At 65.2% G+C, this 21,371-nt stretch carries 17 protein-coding genes; 2 read left to right on the forward strand and 15 right to left on the reverse strand.

What is annotated here, in order from left to right:
* Positions 1-4: 4 nt before the first annotated feature.
* The 12 genes from ACLJEU_RS17290 to tkt all read right to left on the reverse strand — a co-directional run bounded on the left by ACLJEU_RS17290 (position 5) and on the right by tkt (position 18,178).
* The gene (locus tag ACLJEU_RS17290; protein WP_414660261.1) at positions 5-2,236 is read right to left on the reverse strand and encodes an AMP-binding protein; all 2,232 of its coding nucleotides are present in this window, start codon (positions 2,234-2,236) and stop codon (positions 5-7) included.
* A 94-nt stretch (positions 2,237-2,330) separates the two neighbouring features.
* A complete protein-coding gene (locus tag ACLJEU_RS17295; protein WP_414660260.1) occupies positions 2,331-2,831 on the reverse strand; it encodes a GDYXXLXY domain-containing protein in 501 nt (166 codons plus the stop codon).
* A complete protein-coding gene (locus ACLJEU_RS17300; RefSeq protein WP_414660259.1) occupies positions 2,828-4,039 on the reverse strand; it encodes a DUF2157 domain-containing protein in 1,212 nt (403 codons plus the stop codon). The genes ACLJEU_RS17295 and ACLJEU_RS17300 overlap by 4 nt, the downstream gene beginning before the upstream one ends.
* Before the next feature lie 11 nt (positions 4,040-4,050).
* The gene (locus tag ACLJEU_RS17305) at positions 4,051-4,500 is read right to left on the reverse strand and encodes a MarR family winged helix-turn-helix transcriptional regulator (protein WP_414660258.1); all 450 of its coding nucleotides are present in this window, start codon (positions 4,498-4,500) and stop codon (positions 4,051-4,053) included.
* Between the two features lie 35 nt (positions 4,501-4,535).
* Positions 4,536-5,174, reverse strand: coding sequence for a hypothetical protein (locus ACLJEU_RS17310; RefSeq protein ID WP_414660257.1), 639 nt, complete (start codon positions 5,172-5,174; stop codon positions 4,536-4,538).
* Between the two features lie 136 nt (positions 5,175-5,310).
* A complete protein-coding gene (locus ACLJEU_RS17315; RefSeq protein ID WP_414660256.1) occupies positions 5,311-6,300 on the reverse strand; it encodes an AAA family ATPase in 990 nt (329 codons plus the stop codon).
* A 63-nt stretch (positions 6,301-6,363) separates the two neighbouring features.
* Positions 6,364-9,483 carry a hypothetical protein gene (locus ACLJEU_RS17320; protein WP_414660255.1) on the reverse strand — a complete coding sequence of 1,040 codons (3,120 nt, stop codon included), beginning with the start codon at positions 9,481-9,483 and terminating at the stop codon, positions 6,364-6,366.
* Between the two features lie 119 nt (positions 9,484-9,602).
* Positions 9,603-10,946, reverse strand: a complete 1,344-nt coding sequence (locus tag ACLJEU_RS17325; protein ID WP_414660254.1) for a TolC family protein — start codon at positions 10,944-10,946, stop codon at positions 9,603-9,605.
* A gap of 11 nt (positions 10,947-10,957) precedes the next feature.
* Positions 10,958-14,110: an efflux RND transporter permease subunit gene (locus ACLJEU_RS17330; RefSeq protein WP_414660253.1), complete on the reverse strand. Its 3,153-nt coding sequence runs from the start codon at positions 14,108-14,110 to the stop codon at positions 10,958-10,960.
* Between the two features lie 46 nt (positions 14,111-14,156).
* The gene (locus ACLJEU_RS17335; RefSeq protein WP_414660252.1) at positions 14,157-15,296 is read right to left on the reverse strand and encodes an efflux RND transporter periplasmic adaptor subunit; all 1,140 of its coding nucleotides are present in this window, start codon (positions 15,294-15,296) and stop codon (positions 14,157-14,159) included.
* 37 nt (positions 15,297-15,333) lie between these two features.
* On the reverse strand, positions 15,334-15,900 hold the full coding sequence (locus ACLJEU_RS17340; protein WP_414660251.1) for a MarR family winged helix-turn-helix transcriptional regulator: 567 nt from the start codon (positions 15,898-15,900) through the stop codon (positions 15,334-15,336).
* Positions 15,901-16,189: 289 nt separating this feature from the next.
* Entirely contained in the window at positions 16,190-18,178 is a 1,989-nt protein-coding gene (gene tkt, locus ACLJEU_RS17345) for a transketolase (RefSeq protein WP_414660250.1), read from the reverse strand.
* A 128-nt stretch (positions 18,179-18,306) separates the two neighbouring features.
* Between tkt and ACLJEU_RS17350 the strand changes: the two genes are divergently transcribed.
* Entirely contained in the window at positions 18,307-18,528 is a 222-nt protein-coding gene (locus tag ACLJEU_RS17350) for a hypothetical protein (RefSeq protein WP_414660249.1), read from the forward strand.
* 55 nt (positions 18,529-18,583) lie between these two features.
* On the opposite strand, the gene rplS is transcribed toward ACLJEU_RS17350, so the two are convergent.
* From rplS to rpsP, 3 genes are all read right to left on the reverse strand, one after another.
* Positions 18,584-19,015 carry a 50S ribosomal protein L19 gene (gene rplS / locus ACLJEU_RS17355; RefSeq protein ID WP_414660248.1) on the reverse strand — a complete coding sequence of 144 codons (432 nt, stop codon included), beginning with the start codon at positions 19,013-19,015 and terminating at the stop codon, positions 18,584-18,586.
* A 9-nt stretch (positions 19,016-19,024) separates the two neighbouring features.
* Entirely contained in the window at positions 19,025-19,699 is a 675-nt protein-coding gene (gene trmD / locus ACLJEU_RS17360) for a tRNA (guanosine(37)-N1)-methyltransferase TrmD (protein WP_414660247.1), read from the reverse strand.
* A 114-nt stretch (positions 19,700-19,813) separates the two neighbouring features.
* On the reverse strand, positions 19,814-20,092 hold the full coding sequence (rpsP, locus tag ACLJEU_RS17365) for a 30S ribosomal protein S16 (protein WP_414660246.1): 279 nt from the start codon (positions 20,090-20,092) through the stop codon (positions 19,814-19,816).
* Between the two features lie 105 nt (positions 20,093-20,197).
* Here rpsP and ychF point away from each other — a divergent pair, with 105 nt between their 5' ends.
* Entirely contained in the window at positions 20,198-21,301 is a 1,104-nt protein-coding gene (ychF, locus tag ACLJEU_RS17370) for a redox-regulated ATPase YchF (protein ID WP_414660245.1), read from the forward strand.
* Positions 21,302-21,371 lie beyond the last annotated feature (70 nt).

Here is a 21,371-nt window from a genome sequence, read left to right on the forward strand (position 1 = left end):
GCTGTTACTCCGGCTTTTCCTGCGCCAGTTCGCGGCATCGTTTCAGGTCGGTCTTGCCGGTGCCCAGCATGGGAATCTGGTCGACCTGCTTGATCACCCGCGGCACCCACAGGTTTGGCACGCCGAGCTCGGCGAGTTTTCCGCGCAGGCCTTCCACAGTGACGTCCTGCGTGGTCAGCAGCACGAGCGCCTCGCCCTTGGTCGAATCCGGCACGCCGGTCACGAACACCGCCGGCGTTTCCATATCCTCCCAGCCGAACGCCTCGGTGATCTTCTGCTCCACCGTGCCATGCGGCACCATCTCGCCGCCAATCTTGGAGAAACGCGACAGCCGGCCCTCGATGAAGAGAAACCCCTCGTCGTCGAAGCGGCCGAGATCGCCGGTCACAAACCAGCCGTCCTGGAAGGCGGCGCGGGTCTTGTCGGCATCGTTGAGGTAGCCGGAAAACACATTCGCGCCGCGGAACAGAACCACCCCGGTCTCCGTGAACGGCAGCTCGCGGCCCGTCTCCGGGTCCATGATACGGGCCGTCATGCCGGGCATCATCCGGCCGACCGACCCGAAGCGCTTCCCCACCTGCGGTTCATTGGTCGAAAGCACCACGGGCGGGTGCGGCTGGTTGATGTTGGCGGCGGGCGTCGTCTCGGTGAGGCCGTAGCCCTGCAGGATCTCAATGTGGAACGTCTCGAGAAACGACTCGTACAGATCGGCCGGCAGCTTTTCCGCCCCAGTGACGAGGAGATCGAGCGTGCGCAGTTCCGACGGCTCCGCCTTCTTCAGGATCGGCCGCACGAAGGTGGGCGCCGCGATCAGCACCGTGACCGCCTCGTCGCGAATGGCGTCGATGATCTTTCGTGTTTCAAGCGGGCTCGGCACCGTGACGATCCGGCAGCCGCGCAACATCGGGTACCAGAGTGTCACGGTGAAACCAAAGCTATGAAACACCGGCAGGCAGCCGAGCAGCGAACACGTTTCCGGCAGAATCGAGAGCGACGAGATCTGCGCGCAGTTCGCGAGGATGTTGCGATGGGTCAGGGCGACGCCCTTCGGCTCGCCCGAACTGCCGCTGGTGAACAGCAATCCAGCCTCCTCGCCGTCGCCCCGCTGGGGCAGACCGACCAGCGTGGCGCACCATTGGTTCGGCAGGAGCCAGGCGGCGACGAGCCAGGGCAGCATCGCCTTCTTTCCGCCCGCGGCCTCGATCTCGGACTTGAGATCGAGTGTGCGCTCCGGCCAGGGAAACGCCGGCACCTTGGCGCGCAGGGCGTCGGCCGTGATCACCGTATTCACGCCGCCGATGCGCAGGCAGGTCTCGAGCGCGGCCCTGCCCGCGGTGAAATTGAGATTCACGGGAATCTTGCCCGCGCACATCACGCCGAGATTCGCGATGAACGCGCCCGCCCCCGGCGGCAGCACGATACCCACGCGCCGCTCCGGCACCGTGGCCCGAATCCGCCGGGAGAGCACCGCGGCCGCGGCGAAGAGCTGGCCGCAGGTGAGCACGCGGCGTGCAGCCGTGCGATCGACGATGAACTCACGCCACGGATGCTTGGTCAGCGTGCGCGCGCACTCGCGTCCGAGGTGGCGGCGCAGCACGGGACGTTCGTTGAAGGCGAGTTCACCGAGATCCAGCAGTTCGCGCCGGGCCCACGCCGCGGACACCTCATCGCAGGGCGTCGGCCGGCCGAACGCGATGAACACATGCGTCGGCATCAGACGCGGCGATTTCCAGAGGTATTTGTTGCCCGCGAAGGAAAAGATGGAGCCCCAGAGTCCGTCAATCGACGCCGCGACCACCGGCACCTGCGCCTGCCGGGCGATCACCTCGAAGCCCTTCTTGATTTCCATCAGCTGCCCGGTCCGCGAGATGTGACCCTCCGGACACAGGCAAACCACTTCACCGCGCTGCAGCGCCTTGACTGCCGCCCGCATGCCCTCGCGCGGCGCCTCCGAGGAGATGCCGATGCAACCGCACGCCTCGAAGCACCAGTTGAAAAAGGGATTCCGGCGCAGGCCGCGGTGACCGACAAAACGAATCGGCCGCGGACACACCAGCTGCAACACCACCACGTCGACGTACGTGATGTGATTCGAAATCAGCAGCACACCGCCACTCTCCGGAAACCGATCGAGGCCGCTGGTCCGCACCCGGTACAGGAGCCGGGCAATGAGGGCGGCGATGATCTCGAGGTAGAAAGGCAGATACGTCCGGCGGCGAAAAAGTGGGGTGGCCATCAGCGCAGGGTTTTATGCGGGTTTGCGGGGCGATCGTTCAACGGGATTTATTGGCGAAACGTCTCGAGCCGAGGAAGCGGAGTCGTCGCGCGGGCTACGGATACGACCTGCCGTCGACCAGGACGCGCTTGAGGTAAAGCCGGTGCGCGGGGCCGACGACCGCATCGACTTCGATGGAAGTGAAGCGCGGCGTCCCCTTCCCTTCGGGCACGTAGTAATCCTCGATGCCGTACGCGACGCCGCGTTTGCCCGGCCAGCCTTTCACGGCGAACTGCCCCGGCGTCAGGACCGGCTCATCCCAGCTGGACGCGCGCGCGAAATAGTATCCGTCCCGCGGTTCAAGCGTGACCCAGAACTCGGCGTTGCGCGTCGACGGATCGTCGCCCGGACGCGGTGCCGGCGGCGTCACCGCGGAAATCTCATAGCGCAGAATCATGTAGTCACCGCGCAGCAAATCCTGCGGATCGACCGGCACGGTCTTGAGTCGCACCACCGGCGCGGACCTTCGCACGTGCTCGTGCCACCCCGCCCAGCCGAGGAGAAAGACCGCCTGCGCGATCACGATCAGGCCAAACCAGCGAAGGGAGCGGCTCATGGCGTCACCTCCCGGCGGATACCGGCCAGCAGTGACCGGCGCTTTCTTTCCAGATAAATGCCAAGCGTCGTGACCAGCACGCCGGTCAGGATGAAGAACACGCCACCTTCGAGGAGTGTCCCGAAGAGATCGAAGTAGCGCGTGATGATGTTCGCGGCCACGAAAAGAATGCCGAGGTTCACCCAGCCTTCGCGGCCGGTCTCGAGCCCGACGCGCACCACCGCAATCGAGAGCGCAAACAGCGCGATCCAGGCCACCACGCTCCACAGCCAGCCGGCGTCGGTCGAAGCGGGGATCGCCGCGACGCCCAGCGGCGCGATCAACGCGAGCGCCAGCCACGGGCCCAGGGCCCGAAACGCCGGTCGCGCCGCCCGGCCCGCCGCGAGCGCCGCCACCGCCACGAGTCCGAGGCCGACGGCCAGCGCGAGCCACGTGCTGCGATCCATTCCCGCCACGTGCTCCCAGCGATGCTTCCAGTCGTGCCGGAGAAAACCCAGCCAGTACAGCGCCGCGCCCGTCACCACGATGCCCCATTTTTCCTGCAGGCCGGAAAATGTCTCCCAACGCGTGCCGCGCAGCGCCAGGCCCGAAAGCCAGAGCGCCACGCCGAGCACGACGAACGTCGCCGCGAAGAACGGCCAGTCGTGCGACGTGCCCCGCGCCCGCGCACCCACTTCGATCCAGGATCCCGGCGTGGCCATTTCCATGCCGAACCACACCAGCGCCGCAACCACACAGAGAAACTGCGCGCCCTTGGCCCGCGTGAGCCACGGCACCGCCGCGATGCCCAGCCACCACAGCAACACGCCGTTGGCCGGCCGGGAGTTCAGGTGATAGATCTGACTCACCAGCGCGATGCCGCAGAGAAAGAAGATGCCGCCCACCATCAAACAGACCTCACCGATCGGGGAGCGGTGTTCCCCGCAGGTCAGTTTCCAGCCGGCAGCGTAAGCCGACACCAGCAGCGCCACGAGTCCGAGGAGCTTGGTCCAGTCGCCAATCGCCGCCCAGTTGGCCTTGATCAAGAGACTCACGCCGACCGCAAAGAGAAGTCCGCCGATCGTCGCCACGATGGCGATGAAACGCGTCGACCCACCTGCCACCACCGGATGCCGGCGCAGGATCTCCGCCTGCTGGCCGGACGTGATCACGCCGGCGTCGACCCAACCGGCACTCGCCTGCTCCAGCTTTTCCTCGAAGGTCTTCATGGCGGTGGAGTTCAATCCTCAGGCAGGGTCCAACGCGTCGCGGCTTCGCCGAGCCCCTGCAGCAGCGCCAGCCCCTCGCCCATTTGTTTCACGGTGAAGCGGCGGGTCACCTGGTCCACGACCTCGCGATAACGCGGCTCGATCCGCGCCCACAGCGCGCGGCCCGAGGCCGTCACCGTGACGCGGTACACGCGGCGGTCAGCGGGATCGTCGGCCCGCCGCACCCAGCCCGCCTTTTCCATGCGATCGAGCAGGCCCGTGACATTCGACCGGTCCACGACCAGCAGATCGCCGAGTTCGCGCTGGCTCATGCCGTCGGGGCGGCCGACGAGCACGTTCAAGACATTGTACTGGGCGGCGGTCAGCCCGTGCGGGCGGAAAAGCCGCTGGCTCTCCCGCAGAAAGGTGGCGGCCGTGGCCATCACCGCCGTGGTCAGTTCGAAGGCAAGCTTCCGGCGCATGCCAACGGTTGTGACTACCATGGTTGATATGTCAACTATCTTGGCAGCTGGGCCGCGCGCAGGTCGGCGGCGAGGGCGGCGAAGCCCGGGAAGTCATGCTCCAGCCGGCGCGTGTCGTGCCGCTGGCGTCCGGCCTCACGGACCGCGACGGCGGTCTCGTGCGGGAGGCTCGGCCGGTCGGTGCCGTAGACGCGGTGTTTGAGCTCCGCCCGCGAATACGGCTGGCGGCCACTCTCCTGCCCCGCGAGCCAGACCGCCTCGCTCACGGAGTCGTCGCGACCGCAGAGATACCACGCCTCCACCGCGGGCACCGCCACGCCGACCGCCCGAATCACGCGATCACGTCCGTGCGCGCGCGGCAGCTTCTTCGTCGTCTGCCGGTAGATGGCCCGGAGCTGGCACATCCGGCAGTGCGGATGAAAGTAGTCGGGCGCGTCGTGCCGCGCGGTGTGCACCACGGAGTCGTCGGAATCCACGACGACCACGAGCAGGTCGGTGTCGGTATTGAAATGCAGGTGACGCAGCACCGCCGGCATCAGCTGTCCAACGTTCGGCCAGCCGCGCGCGCGAAAACCGGGAGCCACGTATGCGGGCTGGGTTTTCAGCACCGCCGACACCAGCACGCGCAAGGCCGCTTCATCCGCCGGGGACTCGCTGAGGAGGGCGACCTTCATGCGGCGGTGCCCGCGGAACACATGGAATACACGCAAGACGGAATTTCTCGGGCGTGTTCATTGGAACCTGCGGGCGAAAAATCGCCTTCGCCACTCCGTCCGCTCTGTTGCGCCGACTGCTCCATGGGGCGTGCGATCATTCCTCCTCCGGCACACCGCCGAGAATGCCGCTGAACCACATGTCGCCGAGCGATCCCTCACGCAAAAGCTCGGGCAGATCGAGCCGGTCCGTCAGCCGCGTGAACTCCGCTGCGCGGCCGTGCTTGTGGGCGATGACGATCTCTTCGGGATGATCGCGGAAGAGATCGATGAAATACGGGGAATGCGAGGTGGCCACGACCTGGACGGGCTGGCGCGCGGAGCCGAACGACGCCGGAAAACTCAGCCGGTACAACGCGTCCCGGACCTCACGCAGCATCCGTGGGTGAATGCCGCGATCCACTTCCTCGATACACAGGATCCGCGGCGGCTTCGGATCAAACGCGAGGACCAGCATGCCGATCAGGTACAGCATTCCCTGGGAGAGCTCGGCGGCGGGGACGAGGCCGTTCTCCACCAGTCGCAGGCCGAACTCAACTTGATCGTCGGCGTGCTCGACGAGTTCGAGTGAGCGAAACTCCGGCATGATGCGCAGCAGCTCGGCGGTCAGGGCGGAAAAAGCGTCGGGTGCATGCGTGCGCAGGTGAGCGAGTGCAGCGGCCAGATTGGCGCCGTTGGGTCGGAGCACCGCGCCATCCGTCTTCGCGGAAGGCCGGGACATCGCCTCGTGTTCCAGCACGTAGCTGCGAATCGAACCCAGTTCAGAACGAAGCCCGGACCAGCCTGGCGCCCCGGCCGGATCGATCCGCAGCGTGTCGCACACCATTTCCGAAACGCACCCGAGCCGGACCACGATCCCGGCATGCGGCGGGTTGAGCGCAAATTCGATCTCGGGTCCGCCTTCTTTCTGCGGCCCGGTGCTGTCGTCGCTCAGCGGCAACTTGGACAATGTCCGCAACCGCATGAGCGCCTCGATCAAGCTCGTCTTGCCGCTGCCATTCGGCCCGATGATCAGGTTGAACGGGGTCAGGACCACCCGCGTGCTGCGCAGGGCCTTGAAATTTCGAAACGCGATGGACGCGATCACGGCCTGAGAATGATCCGGACGCTCGCCGGTGGCAATGTCCCAATGCGCGCCGACCAACGGCGGCTATTTTCCGCCACGAATGCGGTTCAGCAGTTCGGTCGCAAATTCGCTGAGGCCTGATTTCTCGATCGCGAGCGCGGTGAGCTTGAGATTGAGCTCCGACGTCTCCGGCCGCGCCACGGTGCCTCCAACCTTGAGCGGCACGGTGCACGTCGCGTAACCGAGATCGTCGGTCTGCGCTTCAATCGCGCCCAGATATTTCAACAGATCCCCCTGGCGTCCCCGTGCCCGCAGCGTGAATTCCATGGTGAGCGCGTCATCGAGCAACGCGGTGCCCTGCCGGTGCACGGCCACCCCCGCGCCCGACAGCCGGACCTCCGGGGAGATGAGCGTGAAGTCACGCAGCGTGGTGTTGCAGGCCTCGTCCCGGGCGAGGACGACGCTGAGCTGGTCGAAGCGGATCGGATTCAGGCCGCGAACCAGTTCGGCCACCGCCTCGGCGCGGTTGGCGACGTCGGCGTAGTCCCTCTTGCCCGTCATCGCACTGATCGCCGTTCCGGCCGAGGCAATCAACGCGGCGAACTTGCTCGTCGTGTCCGCAATCGTGCTGACGTTCACCGGCAGGCCGCGAAACACGCCGCCTTTGCTCGTAAGTTGAAAACTGCCGCCCGCGCCGTCGGCGAGCCCGCCGAGCGTTGGCGACACCGCCGAGACGCGACTGGTGACATCGAACTTGCCCTCCACGGTGGCGGCAGCATCCGTTCCGCTGGCGCGAAACAAAGGCGCGGGATCGAACTCCTTCACGGCGACGTCAGCCGCCAGCGTGTAGGTGGGCGAGGTCGACGCCTCGAACGCCACCGAGCCGCTGACGTGAGCGCGGCCCGACTCTCCCAGCCCCGCCTGCAGGCCCTCGAGTTTAATCATGCCGGCGTCGAGCCGCAGCCGGCCGGTGACATTGCTGGCGCTCAACGTATCCGAATAGATGACCTGCTTCAGCCGGAGCGCGATTGTGCCGTGCAGGCCGGACCACGGAGCCGCGATGACCGGTGCGGGAGTGGGCGCGGCCGCCGGCGCCACCGGAGGCACCGGGGTCGCGGCGGAGGGCAGCAGGGCGCCCAAAAGGCGAGCGTCTCCCATGACCAGATACGCGCTCGTCACTTCGGCCTCGATGGCGCGCGACTTGTTCTTCTCCGGATCGATCGTGCCGATCAGGTTCAAGTCGGATTTCCGATCCTCGTGATCGAGGACGATCGGGGCGTTGATCGCGATGCGGCCGTCGGCCGCAAGATCGGCCCGGATGTTCGACGAGAGGGCCGGCAGCCGCACGGCCCCGGCCGGAGCCGGCGTCGTGAGCTGGGTCAGGGCGACGGTTGCCTGCAGTTCCTTCTTTTCGCCGAGGCTGACGACGAAATCGATCGCGGCGTCGCCGGACGCCAGCGTGGCCTTGCCAGCCAGCGCCGGTTGCGCGAGGGCGGCGGGCAAATTCACGCGGGCGCGGCCGGCCGCCTTCACGGAACGATCCTTGCCGGCGAGTTGGCCGGTCTTCGCACTGAGCGAGAGCAGGCTCGCGCCGCCGGAGGTCACGGTGACGTTGCTGAGTTCCGCCTGCCAGCCCTGCGGGGTGTAGTCCGCCGTCATGGCGAGGCTGAGGTCGATGGCGCGGAGGAGAGGCTTTCCTGCCTGGGCGAGTGCGACGCCGTCGACGGTCAACGGCACGGTCGAGTGCAGGGTGACGCCACCGCCGCGGGCCGTCGCAGCGAGTTCGCCGCGCAGGTGGCCGCCGGAGAGCTCGAATTCCGGGAGCAACGGCTTCACCCACGCGAGCGGCACGCCGTGCAGCACGACGCCGACGAGATCAATGGTGCGATTGGCGGCGTTGAGTTCGCCCGTCCCGGGCGTGAAGTCGAAGGGCTGCAGCGTGCGCACCGTGGCCACCAGCCGGCCGCTGCCAGGCACGCGCGCGTTCGCGAGGCGTTCGGCCGCGGCGTTCTTTTCCAAGGCACTCACCGCCAGTTCGAGTTTCCGCACCGCGAACGTCCCCCCGTGGGCGGCCACATCGAATTCCGCCGCCAGTCCGAGTTCGCCCAGCGCCGCCAGCTCGGGACGAAACACCTGGAGCCGATCCGCAGTGCAGCGCAACTGGCCGAGCGCGTGCAGCGACTCGAAGCGCGGATCGGTATCGAAGGCCCCCTCGCCCACTGCGAAGAACTCCGGCAGCGGCTGGCCCAGGGTGAACGGACTCACGTCCGCCGTGCGCGCGTCGAGTTTCCAACGGCCCGTGAGCTTTGCCCCCTGCCGCGGGAAGTCGGCGGTGACGTTGACGAGTTCGCGATCGTCGCTGACGAACGCCACGGAATACGTTTCGCCCGTGTCCGTGCGCGCCGCCGCGCTCGTGCCGCGCAGGCTGACGCCGGCGGGAAACTGGGGCCCGCGGGCCGAGGCGTTCAATTGTGCCGAAACGCGGTTGAATGTTCGCGGCGTCGCCATCGCAGCCGCCAACCGGCCTTGGACGGTGAGCGTCTCGACGGCCGGATCCCGCAACGCAGCGTCGGCCGTAAGATCGAAACGCCCTTCGCGTCCGACACCCAAACCTCCGCCCTGGACGGTGACTCGCACCGTTCCGCGACCCTCCGGCAGTTTCACCTCACCTTCGAGCAACACACTTTCGACGGAAAGATCCACCGGCAGATCAAGCCGAGTAAAGATCCCCGCAAACGCTTGGGCGGCCACGCTGGCCGGCGAGGCCGTTGACGAGGCCGGCGGCGCGACGGGAACGGCGGAGGGCGTACCGTCGGTCGGTGCTGGCGGTTGAGGGCCAACCGCTGGGGTCAGAGCGGGCGCGGCCGGCGGGCGCGGAGCCGAAAGATCGAGCGTCCAGCCCTTGGCCACGAGACGGGAGATCTGCACCTTCTTATTCCAACCCGCGGCAAACACCGGGAGCTCCACCGCGAGCCGCGGAATCGTCAGGACGCCCTCGGTGAGCTCGTAACGAGCCTCGGTCACCTCCACCCGGCTCAACCCGGCGGACACCTGGCCGACAGTCGCCCGCAGTCCGGGCTGGCCGGCGATGAATCGCCGCGCCGCCCACGTCTGAAACGAGGAGGTGAACGCCACCGCCACGATCACGACCAGCGCCACCACGAGGGCACCGAAAGCGATGAGAGGAAGCCGGAAACGTTGCATGGACGGCAAAAACGACACCAACAGGCAGGGCGGGTTTCTGAGATGGTTGCGGAAAAAATTTGAACGCCACACTCAACCCCGCCGCCGTTTTTTAAACCGGCCCGCCCTGCCGGCGACACTTACTTGGTAACAAATTCGTCGGCCTGCCCCATGGCTTTGCGCAACGAGGCCACAGCGACGTTGTAGCTGAAGAACGCCTGGATCTCGTTGTTGCGGGCCGTGGTCAGCTCAACCTGGGCGGCCAGGACGTCAAGCTGCGTGCCCGTGCCCGCATTGTAGCGGGCGTTCGCGAGACGCACCGCCTCGGTGGCCTGCTCGACCACGCGGGTGGACGCCTCGGCCAGCTCGGTGGCCTGCTGCCACTGCGAATGGGCCCGGCGCACCTCGACATCGACGGCGAGACGCGCCTCCTCGAGCGTCAGCCGCGTCTGCTCCAGCAGCGACTTCGCCTGTGCAACGCGACCGGCCGTCGCCCGGCCATCGAAGATGTCCCACTGCGACTGCACGCCGACCAGCCACCCGTGATTGGAGTCACCGAAGTTATTCGTGCTGCCGCGACGCAACGTGTAGCCGCCGAAAGCCGCGACGTTCGGATAACGCGTCGAACCCGCGGTGGTGACCGACTCCGCGCGCGAGTCTGCGAGCTTGGCGATGCGCTCGAGGTCGGGCCGGTTGACCCGGGCCGAGTCGAACGCCGCCTGCAGGTCGAACTTCTGCGGCGTGAACTCGAGGGAGCCGATAAACTCCGGCACTTTGCGCGCAAACTCCGCCGTGTTGGTCGTGAAGCCCAGCGCCTGGCGAAGGCTTTCGATCGAGAGGCGGAAATCGTTTGCCGCGGTGATCAGCGGGACCTTGGCATTGGCCACGGCGACTTCGGCCCGGAGTTTCTCGAAGCTCGAAACCGTGCCGGCCTCATAACGGTCGGTCGAGGTCTTGAGCTGCTGCTTGAGCAGTTCGAGATTGGACTCCTGCACCTTGATTTGTTCGCGGGCCAGCAGCACGCGGTAGAACGAGACGCGCACCTGAAGCAGCGCCTCGTTGATGACCGCCTTGAGATCCAGCATCGCGGCATCCCGCGCCAGCTGGGTGCTCTTGACCGCAGAGCGAATGCCGCCGCCGGCGTAGAGTGCTTGGGACGCCGTCAGATTGATCTGCCAGCCCTGGTCGCTCGCCGGGAAGCTGTTCGAGATGTCGCGATCGTTGCGCTGGTACGCCGCATCGGCGGACACGTTGGGAATCGTGCGGGCGGAGACCTCGACGACGATGCCTTCCTGCTGCTTGATGCGTTCGCGCGCCTGGCGGATCGCGAAGTTGTGCTCGAGCGCGTACGAGATCGCGGTCTTGAGATCGAGCGAGTCCGGCACCGGCTGCACGGCGGCCGGCTGGGCCTGGGCCACGGCGCACGTCAGCGTGAGCGCTGCGAACGAGGCCACCGGCGAGAAATGATAACGGGCAAGTTTCATGAGCGTGTGAGTTACTTGACGAGAACCGGCTCACCTTCCACCGCGGTGGCGGCGTCGGTCTCTTTGACCGTTTTGAGCGAGTGGTCGCGGGCGATGAGCACGTAGATGGAAGGCAGGATGAGCAGCGTGAAGATCGTACCGATCGCCATGCCGCCGACCAGCACCAAGCCGATCGAGTTACGAGCGGCGGCGCCAGCTCCCGACACCAGCGTCAGCGGAAAGTGTCCCGCGACCGTCGCCACCGACGTCATCAAAATCGGGCGCAGGCGCGTGAGCGTGGCTTCGCGCACGGCTTCGATCTTCGACTTGCCCTGCTCCTGGAGGTGATTGGCGAACTCGACGATCAGAATGCCGTTCTTCGCGATCAGGCCGACGAGCGTGACCAGGCCGACCTGCGCATAGATGTTCATCGTGGTCGTCCAGCCGTTCGTCCAGAACGGCATGTTCGGATTCGGCATCTTCAAGACGGTAAACACGAGCGCACCGAACATCGCGAGCGGCACGGAGCCGGCGAGGATGACGAGCGGATCGCGGAACGAATTGAACTGCACGGCGAGCACCAGGAAGATCAGCACGACGGCGAGGATGAACGCCGGGAGGAACTTGTTGCCCTCCGTGCGCAGCTGGCGCGATTCGCCGGTGTAGTCGATGACGCAGCCGGGCGGCAGCACTTCGCGCGCGGCGGCCTCGAGCACCTTGAGCGCCTCGTCGAGCGTGCGGGTCGTCACGCCGGAGATTTTCACGGCGTTGAGCTGCTGCAGACGATTGAGCGAGCGCGGCACCGTCTTGTTCTTGATCGTCGCAATCGTGCTCAGCGGAACGAGCTGGTTGTTCGGGCCCGTGACGTAGAGGTCGCGAAGCTGCTCCGGATTCAAACGCTCGGCGCGGGCGATCTGCGGGATCACCTTGTAGCTGCGGCCGGCGATGTTGAACCGGTTGACGAAATTACCGCCAAGCGCCGCGCTGAGATCGGCGCCGACCTGCGACAGATTGAGGCCGAGCGTCGCGACCTTTTCCTTGTCGATGACGACTTCCGCCTGCGGTTGATCGACCTTGAGATCGATCAGCGGGGGAAACGCGAACACGCCGCTCATCGCCGCCTTCTGCTGGATCTTCTCCGCGAACTCGAGCAGGCGCTCGGCGTCCTGTGTCGAGGCGATGACGAATTCCACTGGGAAATTACTGCCGCCGGGCAGTGCGGATGGGGTGGTGGCGAACACCTGCATGCCGGTGACCGTGCTGAGTTTCCCCTGCAACTCCGGCATGATTTGGAAGACGCTCCGATCGCGTTGTGTCCAGGGTTTGACGACCATGCCGCCGAAGCCGTCGGCGCCGCTGACCGCGCCCGCCGCACCGCCAAACATGAGCAGGAAGCTCAGGTCGACTTCCTTGGTGGACAGGAAGGCCTGCTCGACGGCCTTGCCGTAGATCGCCTTCTGATCGGTCGTGGCATTCGCCGAGCCGGTGAGAATGCCGAAGATGACGCCCTGATCCTCGGCCGGCGCGAGTTCGGCCGGCGAGAACTTGAACATCACCGGCGTGAGCGCCGTGATGACAATCCAAACGATGTAAACGGCAGGCCGGTGCGCGAGGGTGCCGTCGAGCACGCGACCGTAGGAACGGCGGAGCGCATCGAAACGGTGATTCACCCAGCCGGCGAAGCCACGTTCCTCGTCGGCCGCACTGCGCAGCAGCTTGGCCGCCATCATCGGTGAGAGCGTGAGCGCCACGATGCCGGAAATGGTCACCGCCCCGGCGAGGGTGAGTGCAAACTCTCGGAACAGCGCGCCGGTCAGGCCGCCCTGCAATCCGATGGGCGCGTATACGGCTGCCAGCGTCAGGGTCATCGCGATGACCGGCCCCATGAGTTCGCGCGCGCCCAGAATGGCGGCGGCGGTGGGGGTCATGCCGTCGCGCAGATGGCGTTCGACGTTTTCAACCACGACGATCGCGTCGTCGACCACGAGACCGACTGAAAGCACGATGGCAAGGAGCGTCAGCAGATTGATCGTGAAACCGAAGATCTGCATCAGAAAGATGCCGCCGATCAGCGACACCGGAATCGCCATGATCGGCACGATCACCGAGCGGAAGGAGCCGAGGAAAAGAAAGATCACCACCACGACGATCACGAGCGTGTCAATCAGCGTGGCCGTGACCTCGTGGATGGCGTTGCTGATGTACTCGGAGGCGTCGTAACCGATGCGGGCCGCAAGGCCCGTCGGCAGGTCCTTCTTGATGGCCTCGAGTTCGAGGCGGGCGCGTTTCACGACGTCGACCGTGTTGGCCTGCGGGAGCGGGAAGATGCCCATGAAGACCGCGGTCTGGCCTGAATAGCGGACCTGCGTGTCGTAGTCCTCGGAACCGAGCACGACGTCGGCAACGTCCTCGAGGCGGACGGTGGTGTCGTTCTGCTGCCGGATGACGAGGCGCTTGAACTCCTCGGCCGAGTGCAGATCCGTGTTGGCGGTGAGATTCACCTGCACGTACGAGCCCTTGGTGGTGCCGACGGCGGCGAGATAGTTGTTCGCCGCGAGCGCGGCGCGCACCTGCGACGGACTGATGTTCAGCGCCGCCATCCGATCGGGCTTCAGCCAGATGCGCATCGCGAATGTGCGCGCGCCGAGAATTTCCGCGCGCTGCACGCCCGGGACCGCGGACAAACGCGGCTGCACCACGCGCACGAGATAGTCGGTGATTTCACTCTGCGTGAGAATATCCGAGGCGAAGCTCAGGTAGGCCGACGCAAACTGGGAGTCCGCGGAGACGACGCTGATCGAGGGAATTTCGGCTTCGGGCGGCAAATCCTGGCGCACCTGGTTCACCTTGGCGCTGATTTCCGCCAGCGCCTTCGTGGGCTCGTAGTTCAGCTTCAGGCGGGCGCTGATGAACGAGAATCCCTGGAGGCTCTTGGATTCGACGTAGTCGATGCCGTCGGCGGCGGCGATGACGCGCTCCAGCGGCGTCGTGACGAAGCCGCGGACCAGCTCGGCGCTCGCGCCGACGTAGACCGTCGAGACGTTGACGGTGGCGTTGTCACTGCGTGGATACTGCCGGACGTTGAGCGAGCGCCAGGCCTGGAGTCCGGCGATGACGATCACGAGGTTGACCACGATCGCCAGCACCGGGCGTTTGATGAAGAGGTCGGTAAAGGAAGATTTCATGGGCGGCTTTCAGTCGCGCGGACGTTGCACGGGGCGCTGGAGCGCTTCACGAATTGTCGGGCTTCGGCGCGAGCTTCGCATCCGGAGCGAGTTTGTTGTCGATCACGACGGCCATGCCGGGTCGCAGCTTGAAGGCGCCCGTGGTCACGACCGTTTCCCCGACTTTGAGACCGGTTTCCACGGTCACGAAATCCCCGCGTGCGGGCCCGAGCCGGATGAACTGCTGGCGCAGGACTTTCTCCATCGCGCCGCTCTTCTCGTTCTTCTTCTCGTCGACCACGAACACCGAGTCGCCGTACGGCGCGTAAAGGATCGCCGTGGCCGGAATAATCAGGTTCGTGGATTTTTCCGGCAGCACGATCGTGACGGTCGCGAACATGCCGGGCCGGAGGCGCTCGGCTGAATTCCCGAGCGTGGCCTGCACGCGCACGTTGCGGGTGGCGGGATCCACTTCGGGCGCGATCGCGGTGATCTTTCCGGCGATGAGTTCATCGGCGAGGGCGTTGCTCGCGACGCGCACCGTGTCGCCCACCGAAATGGCCGAAAGGCGCTGCTGCGGCAGCGAGAAGTTCACATAGATCGGATCCATTGTCTGCAGCGTGGTGATGGCCTCGCCGTCCTTGAGGATCTGGCCGAGGTTCACGAGCCGCAGCCCGAGCCGGCCGGCGAACGGCGCACGGATCGTCTTCTTGGCGATGATGGCGCGCAGACTGTCCGCCGCAGCCGCGGCCTGCTTCGCCTGCGCGTTCGCGATGTCGAGATCGGCGGCGGAGTTGGAATCCTTTTCCCGGAGCGACTTGGCGCGATCAAGATTCAGTTTCGCCAAATCCGACGCGGCCTCGGCCGAGCGCAGTTGGGCGAGTTCGTTGGAAACATCCAGCTGCACGAGCAGATCGCCCGCGGCCACGGTGGCGCCCGCGACAAACGCGATCTTTTCGACCTTGCCGGCCATTTCGGCGCCGACCGTTACGCCCTGCACCGCGGCGACCGAGCCCGTGGCCGTGAGGATCTTTTCCCACGCCTGCTCTACGACCGGCGATGCCGTCACGATCTCGGGCGGCGGCGAATACGCGGCACCAGCGGCGCCCATGGACTTGAACTGGAGAATTTTGGTGCCGCCGAGGGCGAGCACGATGAGGACCAGACCAATCACGGTCAGGGTGTAGATGATGACTTTCTTGAGCATGGGAACGAGGGAGTGGGTGTGGGACGAACTACGACGATCAACGAGCACTGGAAAGGACGGGAGCGGACGATGCCGCGGTCGGCGGCACCTCGGCCGCGCGCTGGAGAACCTTGGTCAGGAGCCGGACGAGCGTCTTCCGCTCGCTCTCGGACAACGGCTGCATCAGCCAGGCCATCTGCCGGAAATGCGAAGGGAGAATCTTGCGCAGCAGTTTTTCGCCGCGAGCGGTGAGCCCCACGGAGAGCATGCGCCGGTCTTCCGGATCCGGCGACCGCGAGACCAGCCCGTCACGCTCCAAGGTGTCAACGAGACCAGTGATCGTCGCCCGCGTGACCCCGGTGCGTTCCGCCAGCACCGCGGGACTGAGCGTCGCGCCGCATTCCGCGGCGCCATCGCACGCCCACAGCGCCATCAGCACGCCGAAACGGCCCTGCGTGATATCATGCTGCGCGAGATGCGCCTCGACGGCGCGAAAGGCCTCGTCACCCGTGCGCAGCAGATTCAGGAACACCTCGGTCGCGGAAGGATCGAGGTCGGGAAATTCCCGCGCCGCCTCGAGGAGGCATTCGTAGCGAGGGAGATCCTTGAGCATGAGCAGTGGCATGAAATAAAGTAAGGCGGCAGATAGTTAGGCTCCTAACGACAACTGCAAGCCCGACCTTTGCCTATTAGCGGTACAGTGGCCGCCCTTCACGGGGAACGAGTGTAACTTATCCGCGGGCAAGTCGGAGGCCAGGGACGCGCAAGCCAGGTGAGCAGTGACTACGGACCAAACCCCTGCTCCGCCCGAATGGTCGCACCTTGTGCTGCCGCCGGGGCAGAAGCGATTGCGCGAAGCATTTCGCGCGCCGGCAGCGGGCAGCGCCCGCCGCCGGATGGCAGCAACGCCGACCTTACAGCGACTGCGCAGCGGCGACCACGGCGTCGGCCGTGATGCCAAGTTCCTTGTAGACGGTTGGGGCCGGAGCGCTGAGACCGAAGCGGTCGATACCGACGACCTTGCCGTCAAGACCGACGTACTTGTGCCAGAGCACGGTCACGCCCGCCTCGACCGCGACGCGCTTGCGGCAGGACGCCGGCAGGACGCTCTCGCGGTAGTCGGCGGACTGACGATCGAAACGCTGCGTGCTCGGCATCGAAACCACGCGCGTGCCGGCGCCGAGCGTCTTCGCCGCGGCAATCGCCAGCTGCACTTCGCTGCCGGTCGCGATCAGGATGTGCGTGAGCGTAGCCGTCTCCTTCACCGCGACGTACGCGCCCTTGAGTGCACCTTCGCGACGCGTTTGCAGCGGAATGTCATTCAGGGTGGGCAACGCCTGCCGCGTGAGCGCGAGCAGCGTGGGACCGTCCGTGCGTTCGAGCGCGGCGGCGAACGCGCCGGCCGTCTCCTCAGGATCCGCAGGGCGGATCACATCGAGATTCGGGATCACGCGCAGGCCGGAAATCGTCTCGACCGGCTGGTGGGTCGGACCGTCCTCACCGACGCCGACGGAGTCGTGCGTGTAGACATAGATCACCGGGAGTTTCGACAGGGCCGCGATGCGCATCGAGGGACGCGAGTAGTCGGCGAACACCAGGAACGTCGCGACGCTCGGTCGAAACAGACCGTCGTAGGCGACGCCGTTGGCGATGGCGGCCATGCCGTGTTCGCGAATGCCGAAACGCACGTTGCGACCGGAGCGATTCGACGCGTCGAAATCCTTGTCCGCCGCGATGTAGTTCAGCGTCGAACCATAGAGATCAGCGCTGCCGCCGATCAGCAGCGGGAGCGCGGCCGCGAGCGGCTGCAGGACGTCGCGACCCGCCGCACGCGTGGCCAGCTTCGCATCCGCCGGGAACGCCGGGATCTTTTCGAGCAGCGCGGACGCCACCGGCGCCACGGCGGCGGAGTCGAGCAGCGCCGCCTTGTCCGGATTCGCTTCGCGCCACGCCTTGTAGGTGCGCGACCACTTGTTGCAGGCGCGAATAAGCCGATCCTTGTGCGCCGCGAAATAGCCGCGCACGTCGTCACTCACAAAGAAGTGCTGATCGGCGGGCAACCCCAGACCGGCGCGGGCCGAGTCGGAGAATTTCGCCCCACCCTCGCCGTGGCCCTTGGCCGTGCCGGCAACTTCGGCGATGCCCTTGCCGATGATCGTCTTCGCGATGATCAGCTGCGGCTTTCCGCTCTTGGTCTTCTTAGCCCTGTTGAAGGCCTTCAAGACCGCCGCGAGATCGTGGCCATCGACGGTCTGGACGTCCCAGCCAATCGCCTTGAAACGCAGCGCAGCCATTTCGCTCTGCGTCTTGTCCGCCATCGCGTCGAGGGTGACGTCGTTCGAGTCGTAAATCAGAATCAGGTTGTCGAGTTTCTGGTGGCCGGCGAACGCGACGGCCTCCATGGCGACGCCTTCCTGCATGCAACCGTCGCCGGCGAGGCAGACGACGTGATAATCGAAGATGGGGTGCTCGGCGGTGTTGAAACGCGCCGCGGCCATCTGGCCGGCGAGCGCCATGCCGACCGCGTTGCCGATGCCTTGGCCGAGCGGGCCCGTGGTGCACTCCACGCCGGGCGTTTCGTGAAACTCCGGATGCCCGGGCGTCTTGCTGTGCAGCTGGCGGAAATGCTTCACCTCATCGAGGGAGAGATCGTAGCCGCTCAGGTGGAGCCAGCTGTAGAGGAACATCGAGCCGTGGCCCGCGGAGAGGATGAAGCGGTCGCGATTGATCCAGCGGGGACGCTCCGGATTGTGCACGAGCGCGTGACCGTACAGCACTGCGCCGATTTCAGCGGCACCCAAGGGCAGGCCGAGATGGCCGGAGGAACAGGCGTGGACGGCGTCGATGGCGAGACCGCGAGCCTGACTGGCAGCCTTGGCGAGGAGATGAGTTTGCAGCGTCATGGGAAAATTCCGCCTAGCCGTAGACCGCACCGAGCCGGCGGGAAAGCCCGAATTTGGGTAGGTGAACGATTCCTCTGTCATGCGTCCAGCGGTTGACGACCCGGGCCCAGCGCGTCAAACTTCGCCGAGTGAATCCCAAACACCTGAAGGAGCTTCTTCACGCTACCCCCTTTGCGCCCTTCTCGCTCGTGCTGGCAAACGGCAAAGTACATCACGTCGGAAATCCAGATGTCCTAAATGTTACCGTACAGGGCCACATCATCCACGAGGACGAATCAGGACCAACCACGTTCATCAATCCCCTACTGATTCTGGAAGTTGTGAGGCAGCCTGAAGCCACCGGGACATGAAAAAAGCGAGCCCCGGAAGGGGACTCGCTTTTGAAATGTAACGATTGAGCTGAACTCAGCTGGCGCTCGCAGCCGCCGGCTTGGCGGCGGGGGCCGACTTCGCCGCAGCGGCGACCTTGGCGGCGTGAATCTCGGCGGCGCGATCCTTTTCCTTGATCGCGACAGCGGCCTTGCCGGTGCGGCGACGCAGGTAGTAAAGGCGGGCGCGCATCGGCTCGGACTCGCGCTCGACCTCGATCTTCTCGATGTTCGGCGAATTCACCGGGAAAACGCGCTCGACGCCCTCGCCGTAGCTGAGGCGGCGGACGGTGAACGTCTCCTGGATGCCAGCGCCTTTACGCGCAATCACGATCCCGGCGTACACCTGCACGCGCTCTTTGTCGCCTTCGCGAACCTTCGTGTGCACGCGCACACCGTCGCCGACTTTGAACGACGTGATGTCTTTTCTCACCTGGGATGCGGTGACTTCTTTGATGATCGGGTTCATGGCAGTGAGTTAGTTGAGTAAATCGGGTCTGACCTGACGGGTCTTTTCCAGCTGGCGCGCGGCTCGCCATTTTTCGATTTCGGCATGGTTGCCCGAGAGTAAAACCTCGGGAACTGACATGCCCCGAAATTCGGCGGGACGCGTGTATTGAGGAAAGTCGAGCAACTTGCTGGTGAAGGATTCGTGCGTCAATGACTTTTCCTCCCCGAGCACGCCGGGAATGAAACGCGCGAGCGCATCGATGACAACGGCGGCCGCCAAGGTGCCGTTCGTCAGCACGTAATCGCCAATCGAAAGCTCCTGATCGATGATGGTGTCGCGGATCCGTTGATCGATCCCTTCGTAGTGTCCGCTCAGGAAAATCAGGTGCTTTTCGCGCGACAGCGTTTGCGCGATCGCCGGCGAAAGCGGCGTGCCGTCGGGCGTCAGATAAATTCTCCGGCAGCCCGGAGTCTGCAGTTGCTCGATCGCCGCGAACACCGGTTCCGGCTTCATGACCATCCCGGCGCCGCCGCCAAACGGGCGATCGTCCGCCGTGCGATGTTTGTCCGTCGACCACGCGCGCAAGTCGTGAACTCGCACGCTGAGATGCCCGGCCTCGATGCCCTTGCCCAGAATGCTCTCGGCCAGAATGCCGTCGAGCATGCGCGGAAAAAGCGTCAGGACGTCGATCGCGAGCGGCATGGGATTAAGTTGATCACGAACACGGGGAGCACAGAAAACAAAAACCCCGGAATTTGAATTCCGAGGTTTACGTCGTTGGAGGCCTGTATGCCTCCGTGTTTGTGTGGGAGCTGATCAGGCGCTGACCGCCGGAGCTTCCGACTTCGCACCTGCGGCGCGACGCGCCTTCTTGATCATGGAGTGCATCGTGTTCGTCGGCAAAGCACCCTTGCTCAGCCAGTAATCGACGCGATCGAGCTTGATGTTGATCGGACTGCCCTTGTCGCCGGGGCGATAGGTGCCGAGGTTCTCGACCGCCGCGCCATCGCGACGGGAACGCGCTTCAGCGACCACAACGCGATAAAGCGGCTGGTGCACGGAACCAACCTTGGTAAGACGGATTTTGAGAGCCATGTCAGATGTTTTGCGGAGCGATTCTTGCTTGGAAAAGCTGACGACAACACCGGTCCACAATCAGCTTGTCAAGCACCGGATCGCGCCGCTCTCTTCGATCCTCTTATGCTCAAAGCTGGCATCGTCGGCCTGCCCAACGTGGGCAAATCCACTCTCTTCAACGCCCTCACGCGCTCGCGCAAGGCCGAGGCTGCAAACTATCCGTTTTGCACCATCGATCCCAATGTAGGAGTGGTAATCGTCCCCGACGAACGCGCCTACGTCCTGCAGAAGATCGCCAAGACCAACGTCGTCGTGCCCGCCGCGATCGAGTTCGTCGACATCGCCGGCCTCGTGGCGGGCGCGAGCAAGGGTGAAGGCCTTGGCAACCAGTTTCTCGCCAACATCCGCGAAGTCGACGCCATCGTCCAGGTGGTCCGGTGCTTTGAGGACACCGACATCATGCACACGATGGGCAGCATCGATCCGGTGCGTGACATCGAGGTCATCACGACGGAGCTCGTGCTCGCGGATCTCGACGCCGTCAGCAAGCGCATCGACAAGACTCAGAAGAAAGCGAAGTCGGGCGACAAGGAGGCCATCATCGAGGTCGCGCTGCTGCAGAAACTCGAGCCGCACCTGAATTCCGGCAAGACCGCCAACACGCTCGCCGCGACCGACGACGAGAAGGCGCTCATGAAACTGTTCCAGCTGCTGACTGCGAAGCCCGTGCTGTTCGCGTGCAACGTGGCGGAGAGCGATCTCGCCACCGCCGAGCAGAATCCGTTCGTGCAAAAGGTCGCGGAATATGTCCGCACCCATCACGACGCCGCCTACGTTCCGATCAGCGCGAAGATTGAGTCCGAGCTCATCGACCTGCCGCCCGACGAAGCGAAGGCGTTTCTCAAGGATCTCGGCGTCGACGATTCCGGCGTCTCGTCGCTCATCCGCGGCACGTACAACCTGCTCGGCCTGCAGACGTATTTCACCGCCGGCGAAAAAGAGGTGCGGGCGTGGACGATCAAGAAGGGCTGGAAAGCGCCGCAGGCCGCGGGCGTCATTCACACCGATTTCGAGAAGGGTTTCATCAAGGCGGAAATCGTCTCCTACAAGGACCTCACCACCCTCGGCAGCGTTGCGGCCGCGCGCGATGCCGGCAAGTACCGGCTCGAGGGCAAGGAATACGTGTTCGCCGACGGCGACGTCGCGCTGTTCCGCTTCAACACCTGAGCCGGCGCGGATTGTAACTTTCGTGCGTCACCGGGACCCGGAGTTGCCTTCAACCAGTCGTTTGCTCTCA

The organism is Terrisphaera buseokensis, assembly GCF_047521145.2.
Lineage (GTDB): Bacteria > Verrucomicrobiota > Verrucomicrobiia > Opitutales > Opitutaceae > ER46.